We start from the raw sequence: 17700 nt of genomic DNA, 5'->3' as shown, positions 1-17700 counted from the left end.
CGATGTTCGGTGGGGTGTGTTCAGCTCGTTCGGGCCGTTGCGTCTCCCTCTCCGGCGACCGGCGCAAGGCCGTAGAACGCGGTGGCGGTCCCGGCGAGGAGCGCCTCGATGTCGCTCTCGCTCCAGCCGGTGAGCAGTTCGTCCACGGTGGTGGCCCACCGGTTCCAGCCCCCCGCCAGGTTGGCGACCGGCCAGTCCGAGCCGAACATCAGCCGCTGGGGGCCGAAGGCGGAGGCCAGTACGTCCCAGACGGGCCTGATGTCGGCGGTGGTCCAGCGAGAGTGGTCGGCCTCCGTGATCAGCCCCGAGACCTTGCACACCACATGCGGATGCGCGGCCAACTGCCGCATCCGGTGTTCCCAGTCCGCGAAGTCCTGTCGGGTGATGTCCGGCTTGCCCGCGTGGTCGAGCACCTGAGGCAGGTCGGGGAAGCGTTCCGCGAGCCGGATCGCCTGGTCGAGCTGGTGGGCGCGCACGAGCACGTCGTAGCGCAGTCCGCGCTCCCGGGCCGCCCGCAACCCGCGTTCCACGTCGGGGCGTTGCAGCCAGTTCGGGTCCGTCTCGCCCTGGACGAGGTGGCGCAGGGAGCGCAGGTGGCCGCCGCCCGGCCCGGCGAGCAGCTGGTCGAGCACGTCACCGATCTCCGGTGACGTGAGGTCTGCCCAGCCGACCACAGCTTGGATCAGCGGCTCCCGCTCGGCGAGCGCGAGCAGGTCCTCGGTCTCGGCGACCTCCGCGACGCACTGGACGACCACCGTGCCGCGCAGCCGCCGGCCCGCGATGGGGTGGGTGGCGGTAGCGCGCAGGTCGTCCGGGGTGAAGGTGCGGCGGATCGACGCCACGTCGGGGTCGTCGAGCCAGGGTTGCGGGCGGTGCGCGAGGTCCCACAGGTGGTGGTGGGCGTCGACGAGCACGGATGTGTTCACGGGGTGATCCAAGTCGGGTCGGCTGGTGCGGGCCGGGTCAGGCGGTGGTGTCGTCGCCGGGCGGGCTCAGGTGCCAGATCTCCGGGAGGTCGCTCCACTGGCGGTCTTCGCCCCGGTCCGGCCAGGGTTCCTGGCACGGGTCGGTGAGCTTCCACCAGCGCTGGGTCTCGGGGTCGGCCTCGATGGACGCCATGTCGGCCTCGAAGTCCTCGCCGTGGTACTCCATGTAGGCGAACAGCACGTCACCGTGGAGGAAGATGCTGTAGTTGCGGATGTTCGCCCGGTGCAGGGCGGCTTCGACGCCGGGCCACACGGCGGAGTGGAGCCGGAGGTACTCCTCGCGGTGCTCGGGGCGGAGCCTGATGGTCTGGGCGATGCGCTTCACGCCGATTCCCCTGTCGTGTCGGTGGAGTGCGACCCGCCGGCCGCCGTGTCGAACGGGGTGCGGTAGCTGGGCGTGCGGGTGCGCAGCCCGAGCCGCAGGGTGAGCCGGATGCGCGTGGAGGCGGGCAGACGGACCGTCAGGTACGGACTCTCGCAGGGAACTTCGGCCTCCGAGACCACCGGCTCGGTGTGGCCGTAGTCGTACATGTCCCCGATCCAGCCGTCGTCCGTGCAGGTCGTGTACCGGACGCCGATGATGGTGTGCTCGGCGAACGCGCCCGCCTGGACGATCACCGTGCGGTCCGTCTCGGGGGCCAGGTTGACCAGCTCGACGGTGGTCGCCTCGGGGTCGATGGAGGTGACCAGGGCAGCGACGTCCGCGGGCAGCCCCGCCCGGCGCGCGTCGGCGTCGTGGTAGCGCAGCCTCGCCTGCTGCAGACCGCCCTGGTACATCACCTGAGGGCCGCCCCAGGTCAGCTGTACCAGGGCCTCGGTGGCCACCGGGTTGCACTGCTGCCACACGTGGATGTCGGCCTCGGGCACGTCCAGGTCGCGGTAGCGGTCGATGCGCCGCAGCCGGTGCCGGACCTGGGCCTGGGCGGCCGCGAGGATCCGCTCCGGATAACCGGGGTCGTCGCCGGCGAGGAACGCGAACCACGCCTTCTCGTGACCGGACTCCTCCTTCGCGCGGAACGGGCGCACGGTGCACCAGTCGATGCCGTCGGCCTCGCGCAGCCGCTCGAGGCGGGCGCGGTCGGCGTCCGAGGAGGTGTGGTGCCACAGGGCCACCGGCACGGGGGGCGTGGACGGGTTGTAGTCGAACCAGCCCGAGTCGTTGTGGCGGAACGGCAGGTGGAGCGTGGGCGTGTCACGGTCCGGGCCGAGCTCCACCGCCCACTTTGAGGGCAGGCTCGAGTCGGACTCGGTGTGGGGCATGACCTTGCCGCGGTCGATGAGGGCGTCGAGCGAGGTCGCGACCATGGAGAGGTAGTCGTCGTCCCCGGTGACCGTCGCCGCCGCGAGCGCGCCCACGAAAGCCGCGTGTCCGAGGCTGTGCCAGCCGTGCGGCCAGGACCAGCCGTAGTGGCCGCCGTACCAGCGGCCCTCCAGCAGGCTGCCGACGACACCGTCCGGGCCGACGTTGTCCGGGATCAGACCGCCCTGTTCCCGGGTGCGCTCGCGCCAGGCGCCCACGTACTCGACGATCCAGTCCCGGTAGCGCTCGTCGCCGGACAGGATCCAGGCGTTGAGGACCAGTCCGGCCGCGGCGAGGTTGAGCGCGGTGTCGCCGACGCCCATCCGGTCCCGCATCTGGTCGCCGAGGCGCGGATCCGCCGACAGGGGGAAAGGGCCGTCCGCGGCTTCGGGCAGCCAGTCGAGCGGGTAGCCGTAGGTCTCCGCCTCCTTGAGCAGCCATGGGTAGACGTCGCCGTCGAACAGACCGGTGCGCTCGGGGTCGCTGCCGTTGTGCGGGCGGGTGATGATGCGGTGCTCGGGGTCGTAGTTGCCCTTGGCGGGGTCGACGTACAACTCGGCGAAACGCAGGGCGCGTTCGGCCCAGCGGTCGGGTGCGGCCATGCACAGGAAGTAGAGCAGCAGCAGGCTCTCGCCCTGGTGGAACCAGTCGTAGCCGCGCTCGTACTCGTCGTGCAGCATGTCCAGTTCGGTCAGCTGCTTGGTGACGCCCTCCCAGTGCCTCTCGCTGGCGGGCAGGAGGTCGTCGGCGCCGCCGAGGAGGTAGAGCTGGGGCCAGTTGAAGAAGACCTCGTAGAAGTCGTCGACACCGTCGCGGCTGGTGAGCCGGTCGTTGTAGGTGAGCCGTCCGTCGGGGCCGGTGAAATCGCGCTCGAAGCGACGCCAGGCGTGGTCGAGCAGGTCGAACAGGGCGCGCTGGGCGACGGCCCAGCCGGGTGGTTCGAGCAACGGGACCGTGGCTCGGACATCGGGGGTGGGTACGGGGGCGGCGGCCAGGTCGGCGGCCGGGGAGTCGCCGGAGGCGTCGGGGTGGGGGCTGAAAGGCATGAGAGCTGTCACTCCTTGGTGGCGCCGGCGAGCATTCCGCTGACCAGGAAGCGCTGGGCGAACAGGAACACGACGAGGACGGGTGTGATGGCAACCAGCGTCGCCAAGGCCAATTGCGGGCGTTGGATGGCGAGGGCGCCGACGGTCGGGTTGAACGACGGCACATTGCTGAGAAGACTGCCGACGCCCACCTGGATCGGCATCTGGTCGCTCTCGGGGAGCATCACGTACGGCAGGAAGTAGTTCGTCCAGTTGGCGACGAAGCTGAAGAACCCGACCAGTGCGATGACGGGTGTCGCCAGCGGAAGGGCCACATGGCGGAAGACGCCGAACTCGGAGCAGCCGTCGATCCGCGCCGCCGCCAGGAGGTCCTTGGGCACGGCGGTGGTGAAGTAGATGTACGTCAGGTACACCCCGAACGGGTAGAACGAGTACGGCAGGATGATCGACCACATGGTGCCGATCAGATGTACCGCGTTGATCTCCAGGAACAGCGGGACCACCAGCGTGGCGTTCGGCATCAGCATCACGACGAGGGTCGCGATCAGGAGCGTGTGCCGGCCGCGGAACTCGGTCATCGCCAGCGCGTATCCGGCCGGGATGGCCAGGCAGAGCGTGATGACCAGGGAGATCGATGCGTAGACGGCGGAGTTCCCCAGCCACACCAGGATGGCGTTGTCCTGGAACGCGGTGAGCGCGTGCCAGTTGGCTTTCAGCGCGTGCCAGGAGCCGAAGGACAGGGGGTTGTCGTGGACCAGCTGCTGGTCGGTCTTGGTGGCCGCGAGCAGCAGCCACAGCACCGGCAGCACGAAGAACACCACGAACACGGCGAGCACCGAGCCCGCCAGCAGCCGGGACGTCATGTGCCCCGGGCGCCGGGCGCGCTGCCGCGGGTCCCCGTGGCGGCTTCGGCTCATGCTGTTCGCCTCCCGTTCCGTGCGGGCGGTGGCAGGTGCAGTGGGTCGGGTCTCAGTCGGCATCGAAGAACCCCGACCGTGCGACGAAGACACCGGCGACCGACACGCTGACGACCAGGAGCTCCACGGAGACCGCGGCGGCGCCGTTGATGTTGTTCATCTGGAAGGCGAAGTCGTACGTCAGCTGGTTGAGCGAGTAGTCGCGGCCGGCCACGCCCGTGCTGGCGAGGGAGAGCAGCTGCGGTTCGACGAAGAGTTGCGCGCCGCCCGCGAAGGCCAGGATCACCATGTACACGATCCACTTGCGGAGCATGGGGATCTGCACTCGCCAGGCGGTCTGCCAGCCGTTCGCACCGTCGATGCGCGCGGCTTCCATGACGTCCTTGGGAATGTTGTTGAGCGCGCCGTACATGACGACGATCCAGCCGCCCGCGCCGGTCCAGAACGCGATGATCGTGAACAGCATCGCCAGGTTGCCGGGGGCGATGACCTCGCCGAAGGTGTGGAAGCCCAGTGTCTCCAGCAGCGAACTGACCGGGCTCACCGTCGGGTCGAGCATGAACAGCCACACCAGGACGCTCGCGGCGCCGGCGAGCGCTCCGGGGATGTAGTAGAGGAAGCGCAGCGCCTGGCTGAGCGGTCCGGAGGACAGCCGGTGCAGGAGCAGCGCCAGGACCACGACGAACACCACGAGCGACAGGAGCCAGAAAGCCAGGTACAGGGCCACGTGGCCCAGCGAGTCGACGAAGCGGAAGTCCTGTGCCGTGGTGACGAAGTTGCTGAAACCGGTGAACGTGCCTCCGGCGTCCGTGAACGCGAAGTAGACGGCGTAACAGGTCGGAAGGACGCCGAAGGCGATCAGCAACAGTACGTAGCCGGCGACGAAAGCCACGCCGGCCCGGCTCTGCCGGGAGGTGCCGCGAGGGCGCCCCCGGACAGAGCCGGCCGAGGAATGCGTGAGGGTCACTGGGAGACCTTGTATCCGTTGGACTTGGCGTACTTGACGATGGAGTCCTGCCAGGCGGGCAGCAGCGATTCGATGGTCTTGCCCTGGGTCAGGCCGGGCTTGACGGTGGCGGCCCAGATCGCCTCCTGGCTGAACTGCCCCGAGCCCCAGTCGGCCCACACCTGCGAGGAGGCGTCCTTGAGGGCGCTGAGGTCACTGGCGTAGTAGCCGGAGGCGGCCTGCGCCTTGAGCCAGTTCTCGGCGGCGGGCGCGTAGGCCGGGAAGCCGGGGGCCTTCGCGCCCTGGTAGGCGTTGTCGGTGGTGACCCACGTCAGGAAGTCGGTGGCCGCCTTGAGGTGGGTGGAGTGCTTGGACAGCAGCCAGGTGCCGCCGCCGACGTTGCCGGTGGACGGCGAGGTCTCGCCCTGCCACTGCGGGATGGGTGCCACCGCGATCTGCTTGGCCGGGGTCTTGAGGCCGTCCTTGAACACGGCGCCGCCGTACCAGGCCGGGCCGGGCATGAGCAGGACCTTGTCGGCCTCGTTCTTGGCGAAGTCGGTGCTGAAGACGCCGCTGATCGACAGGGACTTGTTCTTGATCAGTACGTCCATCAGCTTGGCCATCTTGGTGCAGGCCTCGCTGGTGGTGTTGACGGACACGGACTTGGGGCCGGTGATGTGGTTGGCGCCGCACTTGCTCGCCCACAGGTAGATCTCGGGGGTGAAGGAGTCGCCCGCGTCGCCCACGAGGTAGCCGGGGTGCTCCTTGGCGACCTTCTCGCCGAGCGCCTGGTACTCCTCCCAGGTCGTCGGGACCGTGTAGCCGAACTTCTTCAGCAGCGGCGCGTTGTACCAGAGCACCGCCTGGGAGAGGTCGTTGCGCAGGCAGTACAGGGTTCCGTCGACCGTGCAGACGTCGTTGGCGCCCTTGGCGAATCCGCCGAGGGTCGCGTCCGGTATCAGGCCCCTGTTCAGCGGTGCCGCGAAGCCCGCGTCCACCGCCCAGCTCGCCTCGTTGTTCTGCGAGCTGAAGACGACGTCCGGCCAGCCCTTGCCCGTGCGGTTGAACAACTGGACCTTCGTCTGGAGGTAGTTGGACCCGTTGGCGTCGCCGTCGTAGCTGACGATGTCCATCTTCACGCCCGGGTGCGACGCCTGGTACAGCTTCGCGGCGTCCATACGGGTCGCGTCCACCCAGACGGTCAGCGCCCCGTCCTTCTGGGCGGCCTGCGCGAATCCGTCCTTGGTCGTGCCGGTCGCGCCGCCGCCCCCGCCACAGGCGGTCACCGTGAGCAGCACGGTGGCGGCACAGCCGGCCAGCAGCGCGGCGCGTCTCCTGCTGGTCCCTGTCTCCTGGGCGACCGAAGGCTTGTAGACGGACATGAGCGACTCCACTCGGTTTGCGTGAGGCTGACGGCTCTGTCATTACCGCCGCGGAAGAAATTAGCCGCCATATCCAACGGTGCGTCAAGGGGTGTGTACGGCTTTTTTCGGACTCAGCTGGGTGCATGAGAGCTGCTCTTGAGCCTGCTGTATCTGGGTAAATAGGGTTTTAAAGAACAAGTTGCACCGTGGTTCATGATCGAGATCGTCCAGAATGAGTACGACTTATATTGGGCTGAGGTACGATGAGTGCGGCTTCAAGGCCGATCAGTCACCCTCGTCGCAGTCACCCGGAGGCAGGACACATGAACGACACGCCCGCCGTGGCAGCAGTCGTGAACGGCGCGGACGAGCGGCGCGACTACCGGCCCGGGTACGAGGTCGTGGCGGAGCGGATCCTCGAGTTCATCGCCGAGGCCCGCTTGGTCCCCGGCGACCGGATGCCCACGGAGAACGACCTGGCCCAGCAGTTGGACACCAGCAGGGCGGTGGTCCGGGAAGCGGTGAAGATCCTCTCGGCGCTCGGCCGGGTGCGGGCGCACAAGGGCCGCGGGCTGTTCGTCGCGGACGACGACGGCATGCTGATCACCAGTCGCTGGGGCGGGTTCTTCCGTCCCGTGGACCTCGATCACGTGCTCATGCTGTTCGAGTTCCGCAGGGTCCAGGAGATGGCCGCCGCCAAGCTCGCGGCCACCCGTGCCACGCCCGCCGAACTGCGCACGATCGAGGTCGCCATGCAGCAGTGCCGGTACGGGTACACCCACGGCGACGTCGACGTCTTCAACCGGGCGGACGACGACTTCCACGCAGCGTTGGCCGCGGCCTCGCACAACACCTTCCTCGGCAGCGCGGTGCGCGACGCGCGCCGACTGCAGCGCCAGTCCAGTGCGATCGGCATCCACGACAGCCTCGGCGAGGGCACCCCGGCCGCGGTAGAGGAGCACGAGGCCATCTACCGCGCCATCCGCGACGGCCGCCCCGACGAGGCCGCCGAGGCCACGGCCGTCCACCTCGACCGGACGCTGGAGGACTACCGGCGCGAGATCCAGCGCCGTCTGTTCGGCTGACCCGCCTGCCCGGCCATGCCGAAGGGGCCCCGCCGCACCGTGGCGGGCCCCTTTTCGCCCCTGTCGCAGAGCGACGAGTTGCCGGCCCTGATCGGCGCCACCGGCGACCGGCCACTGGATGAGCCCGGCCGTCGGAGGCCGAGGCGTCGGCGACAGGCGACCCCGTCACCGTGACCCGGACGTACCGCGGCATCGTCCGGATCCGCGGAGCGCTCGGCCGCGGCACCTTCCGGCCGGCCGCCGTGCTGGGGCGCGGTGCGGCCGAGGCGACGGACGGGCCGCTTCGCCAACTCGTGAGCTTCGCCGCCGTAGGAGCCGTCGGCTGGGTCGGCCACCGGATGGGCGACTACGCCGGCTACTTCCGGCTCCAGTCAGGTGCCTGGGCGCATGAGTGGGACTTCGGCCGACAGACCCTCGACGTCCTCACCTCGGTCACGGTGGGCCACTCCGACTACCTCTTCGCGTGGCCCTTCGCGGACATGATCGGTGTGGGCGTCGTCCTGCTGGCGCTCCTGCTGCTCCCGCTCCTGATCCGGGTCCGTCTCCCGGCGGTCCTGATCGTCCACACCCTCCTCACCCTCGTCCTCGTCCTCGGCAGCCAACAGATCTTCGGAAACGTCTCGCGCTACCTGCTCCCGCTCTTCCCCCTGTTCATCCCGGTCGCCCTCGCCCTGCGCCGCCTCGGCCCGGCCTACCAGTTCACGCTGCTCGGCGTGGCGGCCCTGGCCTCCGGGTCGTACGCGGGCTACGGCCTCTTCGAACTGGGAGTGCCATAACGGCGCCGTCGCCCACTCACCCGGATCCGACCGAGTGGGTGGGCGACAGTGCACCGGGCCCGGCGGTGGGCCCCTCCCGGCTGAACTCGCCCGGCACGCTCGCCCCAGTGACGAGAGCGCCGGTCCTCCGGCCGAGGTCAGCCGTTCAGCGGCGCGACCGTGACGCGGTCGATGTCCGGCGCGTAGGCCGTGGCGTTGGCGAAGGTGACGGTGTTGTCGCCGGCCTCGAGGGTGACCGGGACCGGCAGGTACCAGTAGTTGGACCAGCTGTAGCTGTTGCGGAACATGACCCGCCGGGTGCTGTCGCCGACGGTGATGTCGGCGGCCCGGGAGACGACGTTGGTGTTGTAGTTCCCTGAACCGGCGAGCTCGTTGTTGGCGTAGCGGACGCTCATCACGTACCGCCCGGCCTTCGCGGCCCGCACCTTCAGACTGAGGGTGTTGCCCGGCCCGTTGCCGATGTTCCCGACGTAACGGCCGCCGGAGGTCCAGCTGTTGGCGGCCACAGCCGCGCGCCCGGCGAGGACACCGTCCTCCGCCTCGTACGCGGTCACGCCCTCGCTGCTCGGCGCGTCCGTCACCCGCAGGTCGCTCAGCGTCAGCCTGCCCTGTCCCGGAACGGCCGCGGTCACCCGGTTGATCCCGGCGGTGAGGTACAGCCGCAGTGTCTTCGCGGCACTCTTCCCCTGCGTCGGGAGCAGAGTGGCGGCGGTGGCACCGTCCAGGCTCAGCGTGCCGCGACCGGTGGCCGAGTAGTCCGCACGCACCGTGTAGTAGCCGTCCGCCGGGGCGTCGACGTCGAAGACGGCCTTGTCACCCTTGTCCAGCACCAGCGCACCGGCGCCGCTCGTGCCCGAGGTGCGGTAGTCGTACGACGGCGAGCCGGTGATGTCGGCGTACGTCGCCGGGTAGACGGCCTGCGGGGTGGCCGACGCGGTCAGGTCGATCTTGTCGAGGGTGACCTCGCTGGTGCCCTTGGCCAGGGTGAGGGTGTGGGTGCCCGCCGTCAGGGTGAGCGGGGCGCGGACGACGGAGCGGTAGGTCCAGTTGAGGGTGGACCCGTAGGTGAGGGTGACCGGTGAGCCGCCGTCCACGGTGAGGGTCTGGGTGGAGGGGGTGCCGGACTGGTTGCCGTAGAAGACGTCCAGGTCGTACGTGCCCGTCTTCGGGACGTCGACCGTGAAGGCGACCTTGCTGGTCGGCTGGTTGAGGCTGCCGACGTCCCTGGTGCCGGAGGTGGCGAAACCGTAGGGGTTGGACCGCGAGCCCTGGGAGTAGACCGTGCCCGCGGTGATCACCGCGTTCTCGGCCTCGTACGACGCCGACCAGGGCAGGCTCGCCGAGGCGGGCGCGCCCTTGCCGGCCGGGTTGACGGTGACGCGGTAGGCGGCCATCGGGTCGAGGCCGGTGAGCGGCACGGTGACGGCGCGGTCCTTGCCGACGGTACGGCTGGTGCGGGAGACCACGCTCGGTGCGGCGGCCGCGCCTTCGTAGCCGCTCCAACCGACGCGCTCCACGGTCACGTTGACCTTGGGCCCGAAGGAGGACGGTATGTGGCGCAGGACGGTGTCGACGGCGCCGGAGCTGCCGCCGAGCAGTACCTGGGCCTGCTTGCGGCCGGTGTCCAGCGAGCCGATGCCCTGCAGGGTGTCGGTGGTGTTGGCCTGCGGAGGGCTGACCTGGACGGTCCTTCCGGTCAGTCCCGCGTACCAGCGCAGCAGCCACCAGGTGCCGTTGGGGATGTTGGTCTGGACGGCGTTGTCGTTGAGGTTGCCCGCGATGTTCCAGTACGCCTGGTCGGCGTAGACCTTGTTCCGCTCGAACAGCGACAGCCACTGGACCATCTGGCCGGGCACGGACTGGTCGCGCCGGTTGGCGAACTCGTTGATGCTGACCGGGAGTTCGGGGATGCCGGTGTTCTTCTCCAGGGTCCGGTAGGCGGCGAGGGTGGTCTCGAAGCTGGACAGGGACCCGGGGTCGAGTTCGTGCCAGGTGGTGATGTCGGGCAGCACGTCGTTGGCCTTGGCCCAGGGATAGAAGTCGTTCATGAGGCGCGTGTCGTAGTGCGTCTCGTTGGGTCCGGCGATCCGGGCGTCGGGGATGATCGAGCGGATCTTCTTGTGGACGGTGGCCCAGTCGCTCTCGAACCTGTCGCGGGCCTTGGTGTAGGTGGCGGTGTCGGAGCTGCCCAGACCGCCGTACCAGTTCCCGTCGGGCTCGTTGAAGGGCACCCACACGAAGTCGTCGGCGTCGGGGCGGGCGGCGACCTTGCGGACCATGGTGTCGACCTTGGCCAGGTAGTCGTCCAGGCCGAGGTTCTCGTAGGGCCACTGGGCGTAGTAGTCCTGCATGTAGATGTACACGTCGCCGCCGCCGCTGCGGTCGTAGGCCGCCTTGACCGTCAGCGCGTCGCCGTTGGGGTGCTGCAGTCCGTCGGGGGCCTTCTGCACGACGGTCGTCATGTGCAGGGGGTCGAGCAGGTTGTCGCCGGGGACGCCGTCGTCGCTGAGGCCGTAGAGCGTGCCGTTGGCGCCGTGCATCACCGCTCCGGTGGTCTGCCCCAGGTCGACGGTGAGTTGGGGGGTGGCCGCCTGGGCGACGGTGCCGGTCAGCGCCGTGCCGACCAGGGCGACGGCGACGGCGGACACGGCGAACAGGCGCCGCGTCCGGCGTGGGCTGTGCGGGGTTCGGGGCATGAGGGTCCTCCGCCTCCCGCGTCGGCGCGGGAGGATCGTGGATGAGAGCGCGGGTGAGGTGGGACGGGGGAGCGGAGCAGCGGGGGTTACTTGACGGCTCCGCTGGTGATGCCGGAGACGACGCGTCGCTGGGCGACGACGAAGACGGCCACCATGGGCAGGCTCATCATCACGACGTAGGCGAAGATGAGGTGCCAGTTGTTGAGGTAGAGCTGGGCGTTGGCGACCTGGTAGAGGTTGAGCGGGAGGGTGGCCTTGTCGCCGCCGCCCAGGACGAAGAACGCGTAGAAGATGTCGCTCCAGGCGAAGAGCATCACCATGATCGTCGCGGTGGCGATGACCGGTCGCAGCAGCGGCAGGATGACCTGGAAGAAGACCCGCACCGGGCCGGCACCGTCCATGCGGGCCGCCTCCTCCAGCTCCTCGGGGAGGTTCCGGATGAAGCCGGTCATGAAGAAGATCGACGTGGACAGGTACATCCCGGTGTAGACGGCGATCATGCCGAGCTGGGTGCCGGCCAGGCCCATCTGGCGCAGCTCCATCACGATGGTGATGACCGCGGGCGGCAGGAGCAGGCCGCTGATGCTCAGCGCGTACAGCGTGCTCACCAGGCGTCCCTTGCGGCGGGCGAACACCCAGGCGGCCCCGGCGCCCAGCAGCAGTACCAGGACGACGGAAGGGACCACGACCAGCAGGCTGTTGACGAAGCCCTGGATCATCTTCCCCTGGTCGAAGGTCTGTCGGTAGTTGTCGGCGGCCTGCACGTGGTGCGGCAGCGAGAGGTTGGGCTTGATCGCCTCCGCCTGCGGTTTGACGGAGGTCACCGCGACGAGCCAGAGCGGGATGCCGATCGTGACGGCGGCGACGACCAGGACGACGGCGGGCTGCACCCAGCGCAGCGGGCCGCGCCGCGCGGGAGCGGGGACGGGAAGGGCGGTCACTGGTTGTCCTCCCTGCGGCGCAGACCGACGATGACCGGCACGGCGAGGACGACGACGATGAGGAACAGCACCAGGCTCATCGCGGAGGCCTGCGCGTACAGGCCCTGTCCGAAGACGCGGAACATGTAGATGTTGAAGACCTCGGTCTCGCTGCCCGGGCCGCCCGCGGTGGTGGCCTGGACGATGTCGAAGGTGTTCATCGAGCCGATCAGGGCGGTGGTGACGTTGAACGTGACCGCCGGTGCCAGCAGCGGGAAACGGATCGACCAGAAGGTGCGCCAGGCGCCCGCGCCGTCGATGCGGGCCGCCTCCAGGACGTCCCCCGGCATGCTCTTCAGACCGGCCAGGTAGATCAGCATGGCCAGGCCCATCCACTTCCAGCCGTGGATGAGGGTCACCACGACCAGGGTCCAGGTGGTGGAACCCAGCCAGGGGGTGTCGACCTGGTGGCCCGCCAGGGAGGACAGCACGCTGTTGAGCGCGCCGTCCTGGGCGAGCAGGGCGCGGAAGATGTAGCCGACCGCGAGGGCGGAGATCAGCACCGGGAGGAAGAACACGGCCCGGAAGAAGCGGTTGAAGCGGGTGTCGCGTTCCAGCAGCAGGGCCAGGGCGAGCCCGAAGCCGTTCTGGAAGAGGGCCACCAGCACCGCGTACTCCACGGTGATCCGGATGTCCCGCAGCATCGAGCCGTCCTGCAGGATGCTGCGGATGTTGGACAGTCCCGCGAACCGGATGTCCGGGTGGAACGCCGACCAGTTGGTGAACGGGTAGACGAAGTTGAGCAGGTTCGGCAGCAGGAAGAAGACACCGAACACGGCGAGCGCGGGCAGGGCGAACCACCATGGCTGGTCGGACTTCCCGCGTGGCCGGCGCCGCGGGTTGTGCCGCGCGGAACCGTGCGCCTGCTTGCTGGGTTTGGCGTCGGTGACGCCGACGGTGGCTGTGTCCGCCACGTCTCACCTCCGGTGAGTGGCCCGGGCCGGGTCCCTGTGAGCGGCCCGGGACGGAGCGGTCAGAAACCGGAGACGCCGCGCGCCTTGAGGACCTGGGTGAACTGGTCCTGGGCGGCCTGGGCGACCTGCTCCGGCGTCTTCTTGCCGTAGATCATGTCGGCCAGCGCGAGGTGCATGTCGGGCGCGGTGAGCGCCTTGACCTGGAAGACGCCCGTCGCGGACGACAGCGCCTTGGCCTGGGCGATCGCCGTCTGGGGCAGTCCGTCGGGGTTGGGCACGGCGGGTTCCACGGAGACGACCTTGTTCGCCTTGATGTAGGCGGGGTAGTCCTCGCCGAGCCAGAAGGACAGGAACTGCCGGGCGGCGGTCTGGCGCTTGTCGTCACCGGTGTTGAAGGCGACCACGCCGTTGGTCTGGTCGGGGGAGTACAGGGCCTTGTCGGAGCTGTTGGAGACCGGGAACCAGCCCAGCTTCCGGTCCATCTCCGCGGTGCTGGAGGTGGCCTGGATCTCGCTCTGCAGCGAGGTGACGTTGACGGCCATCGCGGCGCTGCCGTCCAGGAGCGCCTTGCCCTGGTCCACGAAGGTGGCGGTCTTGTAGTTCTTCTGCGCCAGCCCGCCGTCGAGGACCTGCGACTTGTACTTCTTGATCGCGTTCACGACGACCGGGTCGGTCCACTTGGCCTGGTTCTTGTTCAGCTTGTCCCAGAAGCTCTGCGGCAGGTCGGTCAGCTGCAGCTGTACCTGCCACTGCAGCGGCCACTTGTCGCCGCCGACCTCGAAGAACGGGGCGACGCCCGCCTTGGCCCTTACGGTCCTGGCGGTGGCGAGGAGGTCGGCGTAGCTGGTGGGCATCTTGGTGATGCCGGCCTTCTTGAAGACGTCCTTGTTGTAGTAGACGCCGAGGGTGGCCGGGCTGGTGACGATGGCGGCGTAGCGGTGGCCGCCGACCTGGCCGAGTCCCTGCTCGGTCTTGCCGAGCTTGCCGACCCAGTCCTCGTTGTCGAGCTGCAGCAGGTTCTTCTCCGGCTGGACGAACGGCAGGGTGCTGCCGGTGGGCTGCCAGAACATCAGGTCGGGCTTGTCGCCGGAGGCCAGCTTGGTGGGGACGTTCGACTCGTAGGGGTCGGGGATCACCTGGGTGGTGACGGTGGCTCCGGTCGCCTTCTGGAAGGCGTCGATGACCTGCTTGGGCTCGGCGACGCTGTTCTGCGCCACCCACATGGTCAGGTGGACGCCCTTCAGGCTCGCCGTCGCGTCGACCGATCCGGTCGGGGCGGCTCCGGTGCCGCCGGCGGTGCTGTCACTGCATGCGGTGGCCGTGAGGCCCAGCGCGCACGCGACGGCGAGGGAGGAGGCGACTCTTTTCATGGTGTGGTCCTTAGACACGCGAGGGTTGGCAGAGCTGTGCGGTGGAACGTGGGGGATGGCCGGGGCGGGGTGCGGGGCCGCCCGGGTCAGGCGGTCCTCCGGCCGGTGCTTTCGCGCCGGACCAGTTCGGGGGCGAGGAGCGTCGGTTCGGCCGGTCGGTGGTCGGACTCCAGCTGGGTGCGCAGGAGTTCGAAGGCGGTGCGGCCCAGTCCCTGGAAGTCCATGCGGACCGTGGTCAGGGCGGGGATGAGGAAGGGTGAGTGCGGGGCGTCGTCGAAGCCGATGACGCTGACGTCCGCGGGGACGCGTCGGCCGGCGTCGTGCAGGGCGCGCAGGACTCCGAGCGCCAGGTCGTCGTTGCCGCACAGGATCGCGGTGACGTCGGGATCGAGTGCCAGTCGGCCTCCCGCCGCGTAGCCGGCCTGGGCGTCCCAGCCCTCGCCGAGGGGTGGTGGCGGAGTGACACCGGCCGCCTCCAGGGCCTGGCGCCAGCCTTCGGCGCGGGGGGACATCGAGGTCCGGGAGCCGGTGGAGGTGGGGATCGCCACGTAGTGGACCGTGGGGTGCCCGAGGTCGAGCAGGTGGCGGGTGGCTGCCCGGGCGGCCTCGCGGTCGTCGGCCCACACCGCCGCCCGGGCCGGGGTGCGGCCGGGTGGTGGTGCCTCGACGGCCGCCGCGCAGGGCACGTCGGACGGCACCCGGTCCAGGGCCGCGGCCCCGAGCCGGTCGAACCCGATCACGATCATCCCGCCACCGGCCGCGGTCGCGGTGGCGACCGTGCGGTCCAGGTCGTCCTCCGGTGTCAGCACCCGCACGCCGACCGAGTAGCAGGCGGCCCGGGCGGCCTCCTCCAGGCCTTGCAGGGTGGCCGCGTAGCCGTGGAGGACGGTGTTGGACGTCAGAACCGTGACCGCCCTGGTGACGCCGCTGGCCAGGGCGAACGCGGTGGCGTTGCGGCGGAAGCCGAGGGCCGCGATGGCCTCCTGCACCCGGTGGCGGGTCTCCTCCCGCACGTTCGGACGGCCGTTGATGACCCTCGAAACGGTCTGGTAGGAGACATCCGCCGCCTCGGCGACATCACGGATGCTGGCGGCCTTCCGCCGACTGTGCCGAGAAGGGAACTGCGTTGACAGCTGCCGCCGAGATCGCCCGGGAGTCCCTGCTGTGGTGCGACGAGGTCCTCGGACTGCGTGCCGTGGCGGACGCGACCGGCTCGGTCGGGCTCGCCCTCGGTGACGGGAGCCCGGGATGCCGTGTTCCCCTCGTCGAGGTCGTCCTCACCGGGCACGGACGCACCTGGTCCGGAGAACGCTTCATCGACACGGCCGTCGGCGGCCGCCTGATGCTGCGCGACCACGAGACCGTCGAGGACGGTCACTGGCGGCGCACCACGATCCGGCTCACCGATCCGCAGACCGGTCTGGCCGCCCACGTCGTCCTGGCCACCGTCCCGGGTTCGGGTTTCCTGCGCAGCCAGGTGCGCCTGGTCAACGAGGGGGAGACCCCCGTGCACCTGGAGAGCGTCTCCACCCTCACACTCGGAGGCATCGCCGACCCGGGAGGCGGTCTGGGCGGTCTGACCCTGCACTGGGCCGACAACGACTGGCTCGCCGAATGCCGTTGGCGGCACGCCGGGTTCCGGGACCAGGTCGTCTCCCTGAACAGGGCGGCCCACGGCCACGAGGGCCGCGGCTGCTTCGAGCGCTGCTCGCAGGGCAGTTGGTCGACGGGCCGCCATCTGCCCCTCGGCGCCCTCACAGACGGCGCCGGCGGAGCCTGGCTCTGGCAGATCGAGTCCAGCGCGGGCTGGCGGTACGAGACCGGGGAGCGCGAGGGCGCCGCCTATGTGGCCCTGTTCGGGCCCGACGACGCACACCACCAGTGGCGGCACACGCTTGCTCCGGGCGAGGAGTTCACCACCGTGCCCGCCGTCCTCGTGCGCGCCGAATCCGGAGGCCTGGACGCGGCCTTCGGCGAGCTCACCGCCTACCGCCGCCTCATCCGCCGCAGCCACCCCGATCTCCGGGCGCTGCCGGTGATCTACAACGACTACATGAACACCCTGATGGGCGACCCCACCACCGCCAAGCTCCTGCCGCTGATCGAAGCGGCCGGTGCGGCCGGTGCCGAGGTCTTCGTCATCGACGCCGGCTGGTACGACGACGACGCCCAGGGCTGGTGGGACGCGGTCGGCGCCTGGGAACCCGCCGGTCGGCGCTTCCCGGGCGGCATCCAGGAAGTCCTGGACGCCATCCGACGCCAGGGCATGACACCCGGGCTGTGGCTGGAACCCGAGGTCGTCGGCGTCCGCAGCCCCCTCGCGCGCACCCTGCCGCCCGAGGCGTTCTTCCGCCGCGGCGGCGTCCGCCTGACCGAGCACGGACGCCACCACCTGGACCTGCGCCACCCCGCGGCCCGCGCCCATCTCGACCGGGTCGTCGACCGGATCGTGGGGGAGTGGGGCGTCGGCTACCTCAAACTCGACTACAACATCAACGCCGGCCCCGGAACCGAGAACGGCACCGAGAGCGCAGGCGCCGGACTGCTCGGCCACCACCGCGCCCACCTCGACTGGCTGGCCTCCCTCCTCGACCGTCACCCCGGCCTCGTCCTGGAGAACTGCGGCTCGGGAGGACTGCGCATGGACTACGCACAACTCGCCGTCGCCCAGCTGCAGTCCACGAGCGACCAGCAGGACCCGCTGCGCTACCCGCCCATCGCGGCGGCGGCCGCCACCGCCGTCACCCCCGAGCAGGCAGCCGTCTGGGCCTACCCCCAGCCGCACTTCACCCTCGACGAGATCGCCTTCACGATGACGACCGCGCTGCTCGGCCGGGTGCATCTGTCCGGCTTCCTCGACCGGATGAGCGAGGAGCAGTCCGCGCTCGTCCGCTCGGCCGTCGACGTCTACCGGCGCATCCGCCCCGAGATCGCGGAGGCCCGGCCTGTGTGGCCGCTGGGTCTGCCCTCCTGGACGGACACCTGGCTCGCGCACGGGCTGCACGCCGAGTCGGGCACGTATCTGGCGTTCTGGCGGCGCACGCCGGTCGCCGACGACCCGGAGGGGCCCGTCGGCCGGTCCGCGGTACAGGACCAGTCCGGCGACAGCGTCACCGTGCCGGTACCGCACCTGCGCGACTCTCCCGTGCGCCCGGCGGTGCTGTATCCGAGCGACTCCGGCGCGAAGGCGAGCTGGAACGCGGTCGATGGCACGCTCACGGTCACACTGCCCCGGCCGGGGACTGCCGTACTGCTGCGTCTCGGGTAGCGGCGACGGGTCGGGCCGGCGCCCGAAGACGGAAGTCGATGAAGTCGATGAA

Annotated in this window: 13 protein-coding genes and 1 pseudogene; 3 read left to right on the top strand and 11 right to left on the bottom strand. The window is 69.9% G+C overall.

Annotated features, from left to right (window positions below; all coding sequences use genetic code 11):
* Positions 1-20: 20 nt before the first annotated feature.
* The 6 genes from IOD14_RS23205 to IOD14_RS23180 form a co-directional block, all read right to left on the bottom strand.
* Positions 21-926: an amidohydrolase family protein gene (locus IOD14_RS23205; protein ID WP_212671400.1), complete on the bottom strand. Its 906-nt coding sequence runs from the start codon at positions 924-926 to the stop codon at positions 21-23.
* 37 nt (positions 927-963) lie between these two features.
* The gene (locus IOD14_RS23200; RefSeq protein WP_212671399.1) at positions 964-1311 is read right to left on the bottom strand and encodes an L-rhamnose mutarotase; all 348 of its coding nucleotides are present in this window, start codon (positions 1309-1311) and stop codon (positions 964-966) included.
* Positions 1308-3332 carry a hypothetical protein gene (locus tag IOD14_RS23195; RefSeq protein ID WP_212671398.1) on the bottom strand — a complete coding sequence of 675 codons (2025 nt, stop codon included), beginning with the start codon at positions 3330-3332 and terminating at the stop codon, positions 1308-1310. Before IOD14_RS23195 ends, IOD14_RS23200 begins: the two co-directional genes overlap by 4 nt.
* An 8-nt stretch (positions 3333-3340) precedes the next feature.
* Positions 3341-4195, bottom strand: coding sequence for a carbohydrate ABC transporter permease (locus IOD14_RS23190; protein ID WP_123992445.1), 855 nt, complete (start codon positions 4193-4195; stop codon positions 3341-3343).
* Positions 4196-4301: 106 nt separating this feature from the next.
* A complete protein-coding gene (locus tag IOD14_RS23185) occupies positions 4302-5216 on the bottom strand; it encodes a sugar ABC transporter permease (protein ID WP_212671397.1) in 915 nt (304 codons plus the stop codon).
* Positions 5213-6577, bottom strand: a complete 1365-nt coding sequence (locus IOD14_RS23180; RefSeq protein WP_212671396.1) for an ABC transporter substrate-binding protein — start codon at positions 6575-6577, stop codon at positions 5213-5215. Before IOD14_RS23180 ends, IOD14_RS23185 begins: the two co-directional genes overlap by 4 nt.
* Positions 6578-6882: 305 nt before the next feature.
* Between IOD14_RS23180 and IOD14_RS23175 the strand changes: the two genes are divergently transcribed.
* Positions 6883-7644, top strand: coding sequence for an FCD domain-containing protein (locus tag IOD14_RS23175; RefSeq protein ID WP_123986735.1), 762 nt, complete (start codon positions 6883-6885; stop codon positions 7642-7644).
* A 311-nt stretch (positions 7645-7955) separates the two neighbouring features.
* Positions 7956-8420, top strand: a pseudogene (locus tag IOD14_RS23170) (hypothetical protein); the annotation flags it as partial.
* Between the two features lie 137 nt (positions 8421-8557).
* On the opposite strand, the gene IOD14_RS23165 reads toward IOD14_RS23170, so the two are convergent.
* From IOD14_RS23165 to IOD14_RS23145, 5 genes are all read right to left on the bottom strand, one after another.
* Positions 8558-11116: a CBM35 domain-containing protein gene (locus IOD14_RS23165; RefSeq protein ID WP_212671395.1), complete on the bottom strand. Its 2559-nt coding sequence runs from the start codon at positions 11114-11116 to the stop codon at positions 8558-8560.
* Positions 11117-11202: 86 nt separating this feature from the next.
* Positions 11203-12057: a carbohydrate ABC transporter permease gene (locus IOD14_RS23160; protein ID WP_123986733.1), complete on the bottom strand. Its 855-nt coding sequence runs from the start codon at positions 12055-12057 to the stop codon at positions 11203-11205.
* A complete protein-coding gene (locus IOD14_RS23155) occupies positions 12054-12887 on the bottom strand; it encodes a sugar ABC transporter permease (RefSeq protein ID WP_249126293.1) in 834 nt (277 codons plus the stop codon). The genes IOD14_RS23160 and IOD14_RS23155 overlap by 4 nt, the downstream gene beginning before the upstream one ends.
* A gap of 182 nt (positions 12888-13069) precedes the next feature.
* Positions 13070-14380: an extracellular solute-binding protein gene (locus IOD14_RS23150; RefSeq protein ID WP_123986731.1), complete on the bottom strand. Its 1311-nt coding sequence runs from the start codon at positions 14378-14380 to the stop codon at positions 13070-13072.
* A gap of 86 nt (positions 14381-14466) precedes the next feature.
* Entirely contained in the window at positions 14467-15513 is a 1047-nt protein-coding gene (locus IOD14_RS23145) for a LacI family DNA-binding transcriptional regulator (RefSeq protein WP_212673373.1), read from the bottom strand.
* Here IOD14_RS23145 and IOD14_RS23140 point away from each other — a divergent pair.
* Positions 15507-17648, top strand: a complete 2142-nt coding sequence (locus IOD14_RS23140) for a glycoside hydrolase family 36 protein (protein WP_212671394.1) — start codon at positions 15507-15509, stop codon at positions 17646-17648. The two genes, IOD14_RS23145 and IOD14_RS23140, sit on opposite strands and share 7 nt — an antisense overlap.
* The last annotated feature ends 52 nt before the right edge of the window (positions 17649-17700 follow it).

This window comes from Streptomyces sp. A2-16, assembly GCF_018128905.1.
Classification (GTDB): domain Bacteria; phylum Actinomycetota; class Actinomycetes; order Streptomycetales; family Streptomycetaceae; genus Streptomyces.
The sequence above is the reverse complement of the archived record's forward strand: the minus strand, read 5'-3'. Positions and strand labels throughout refer to the sequence as shown.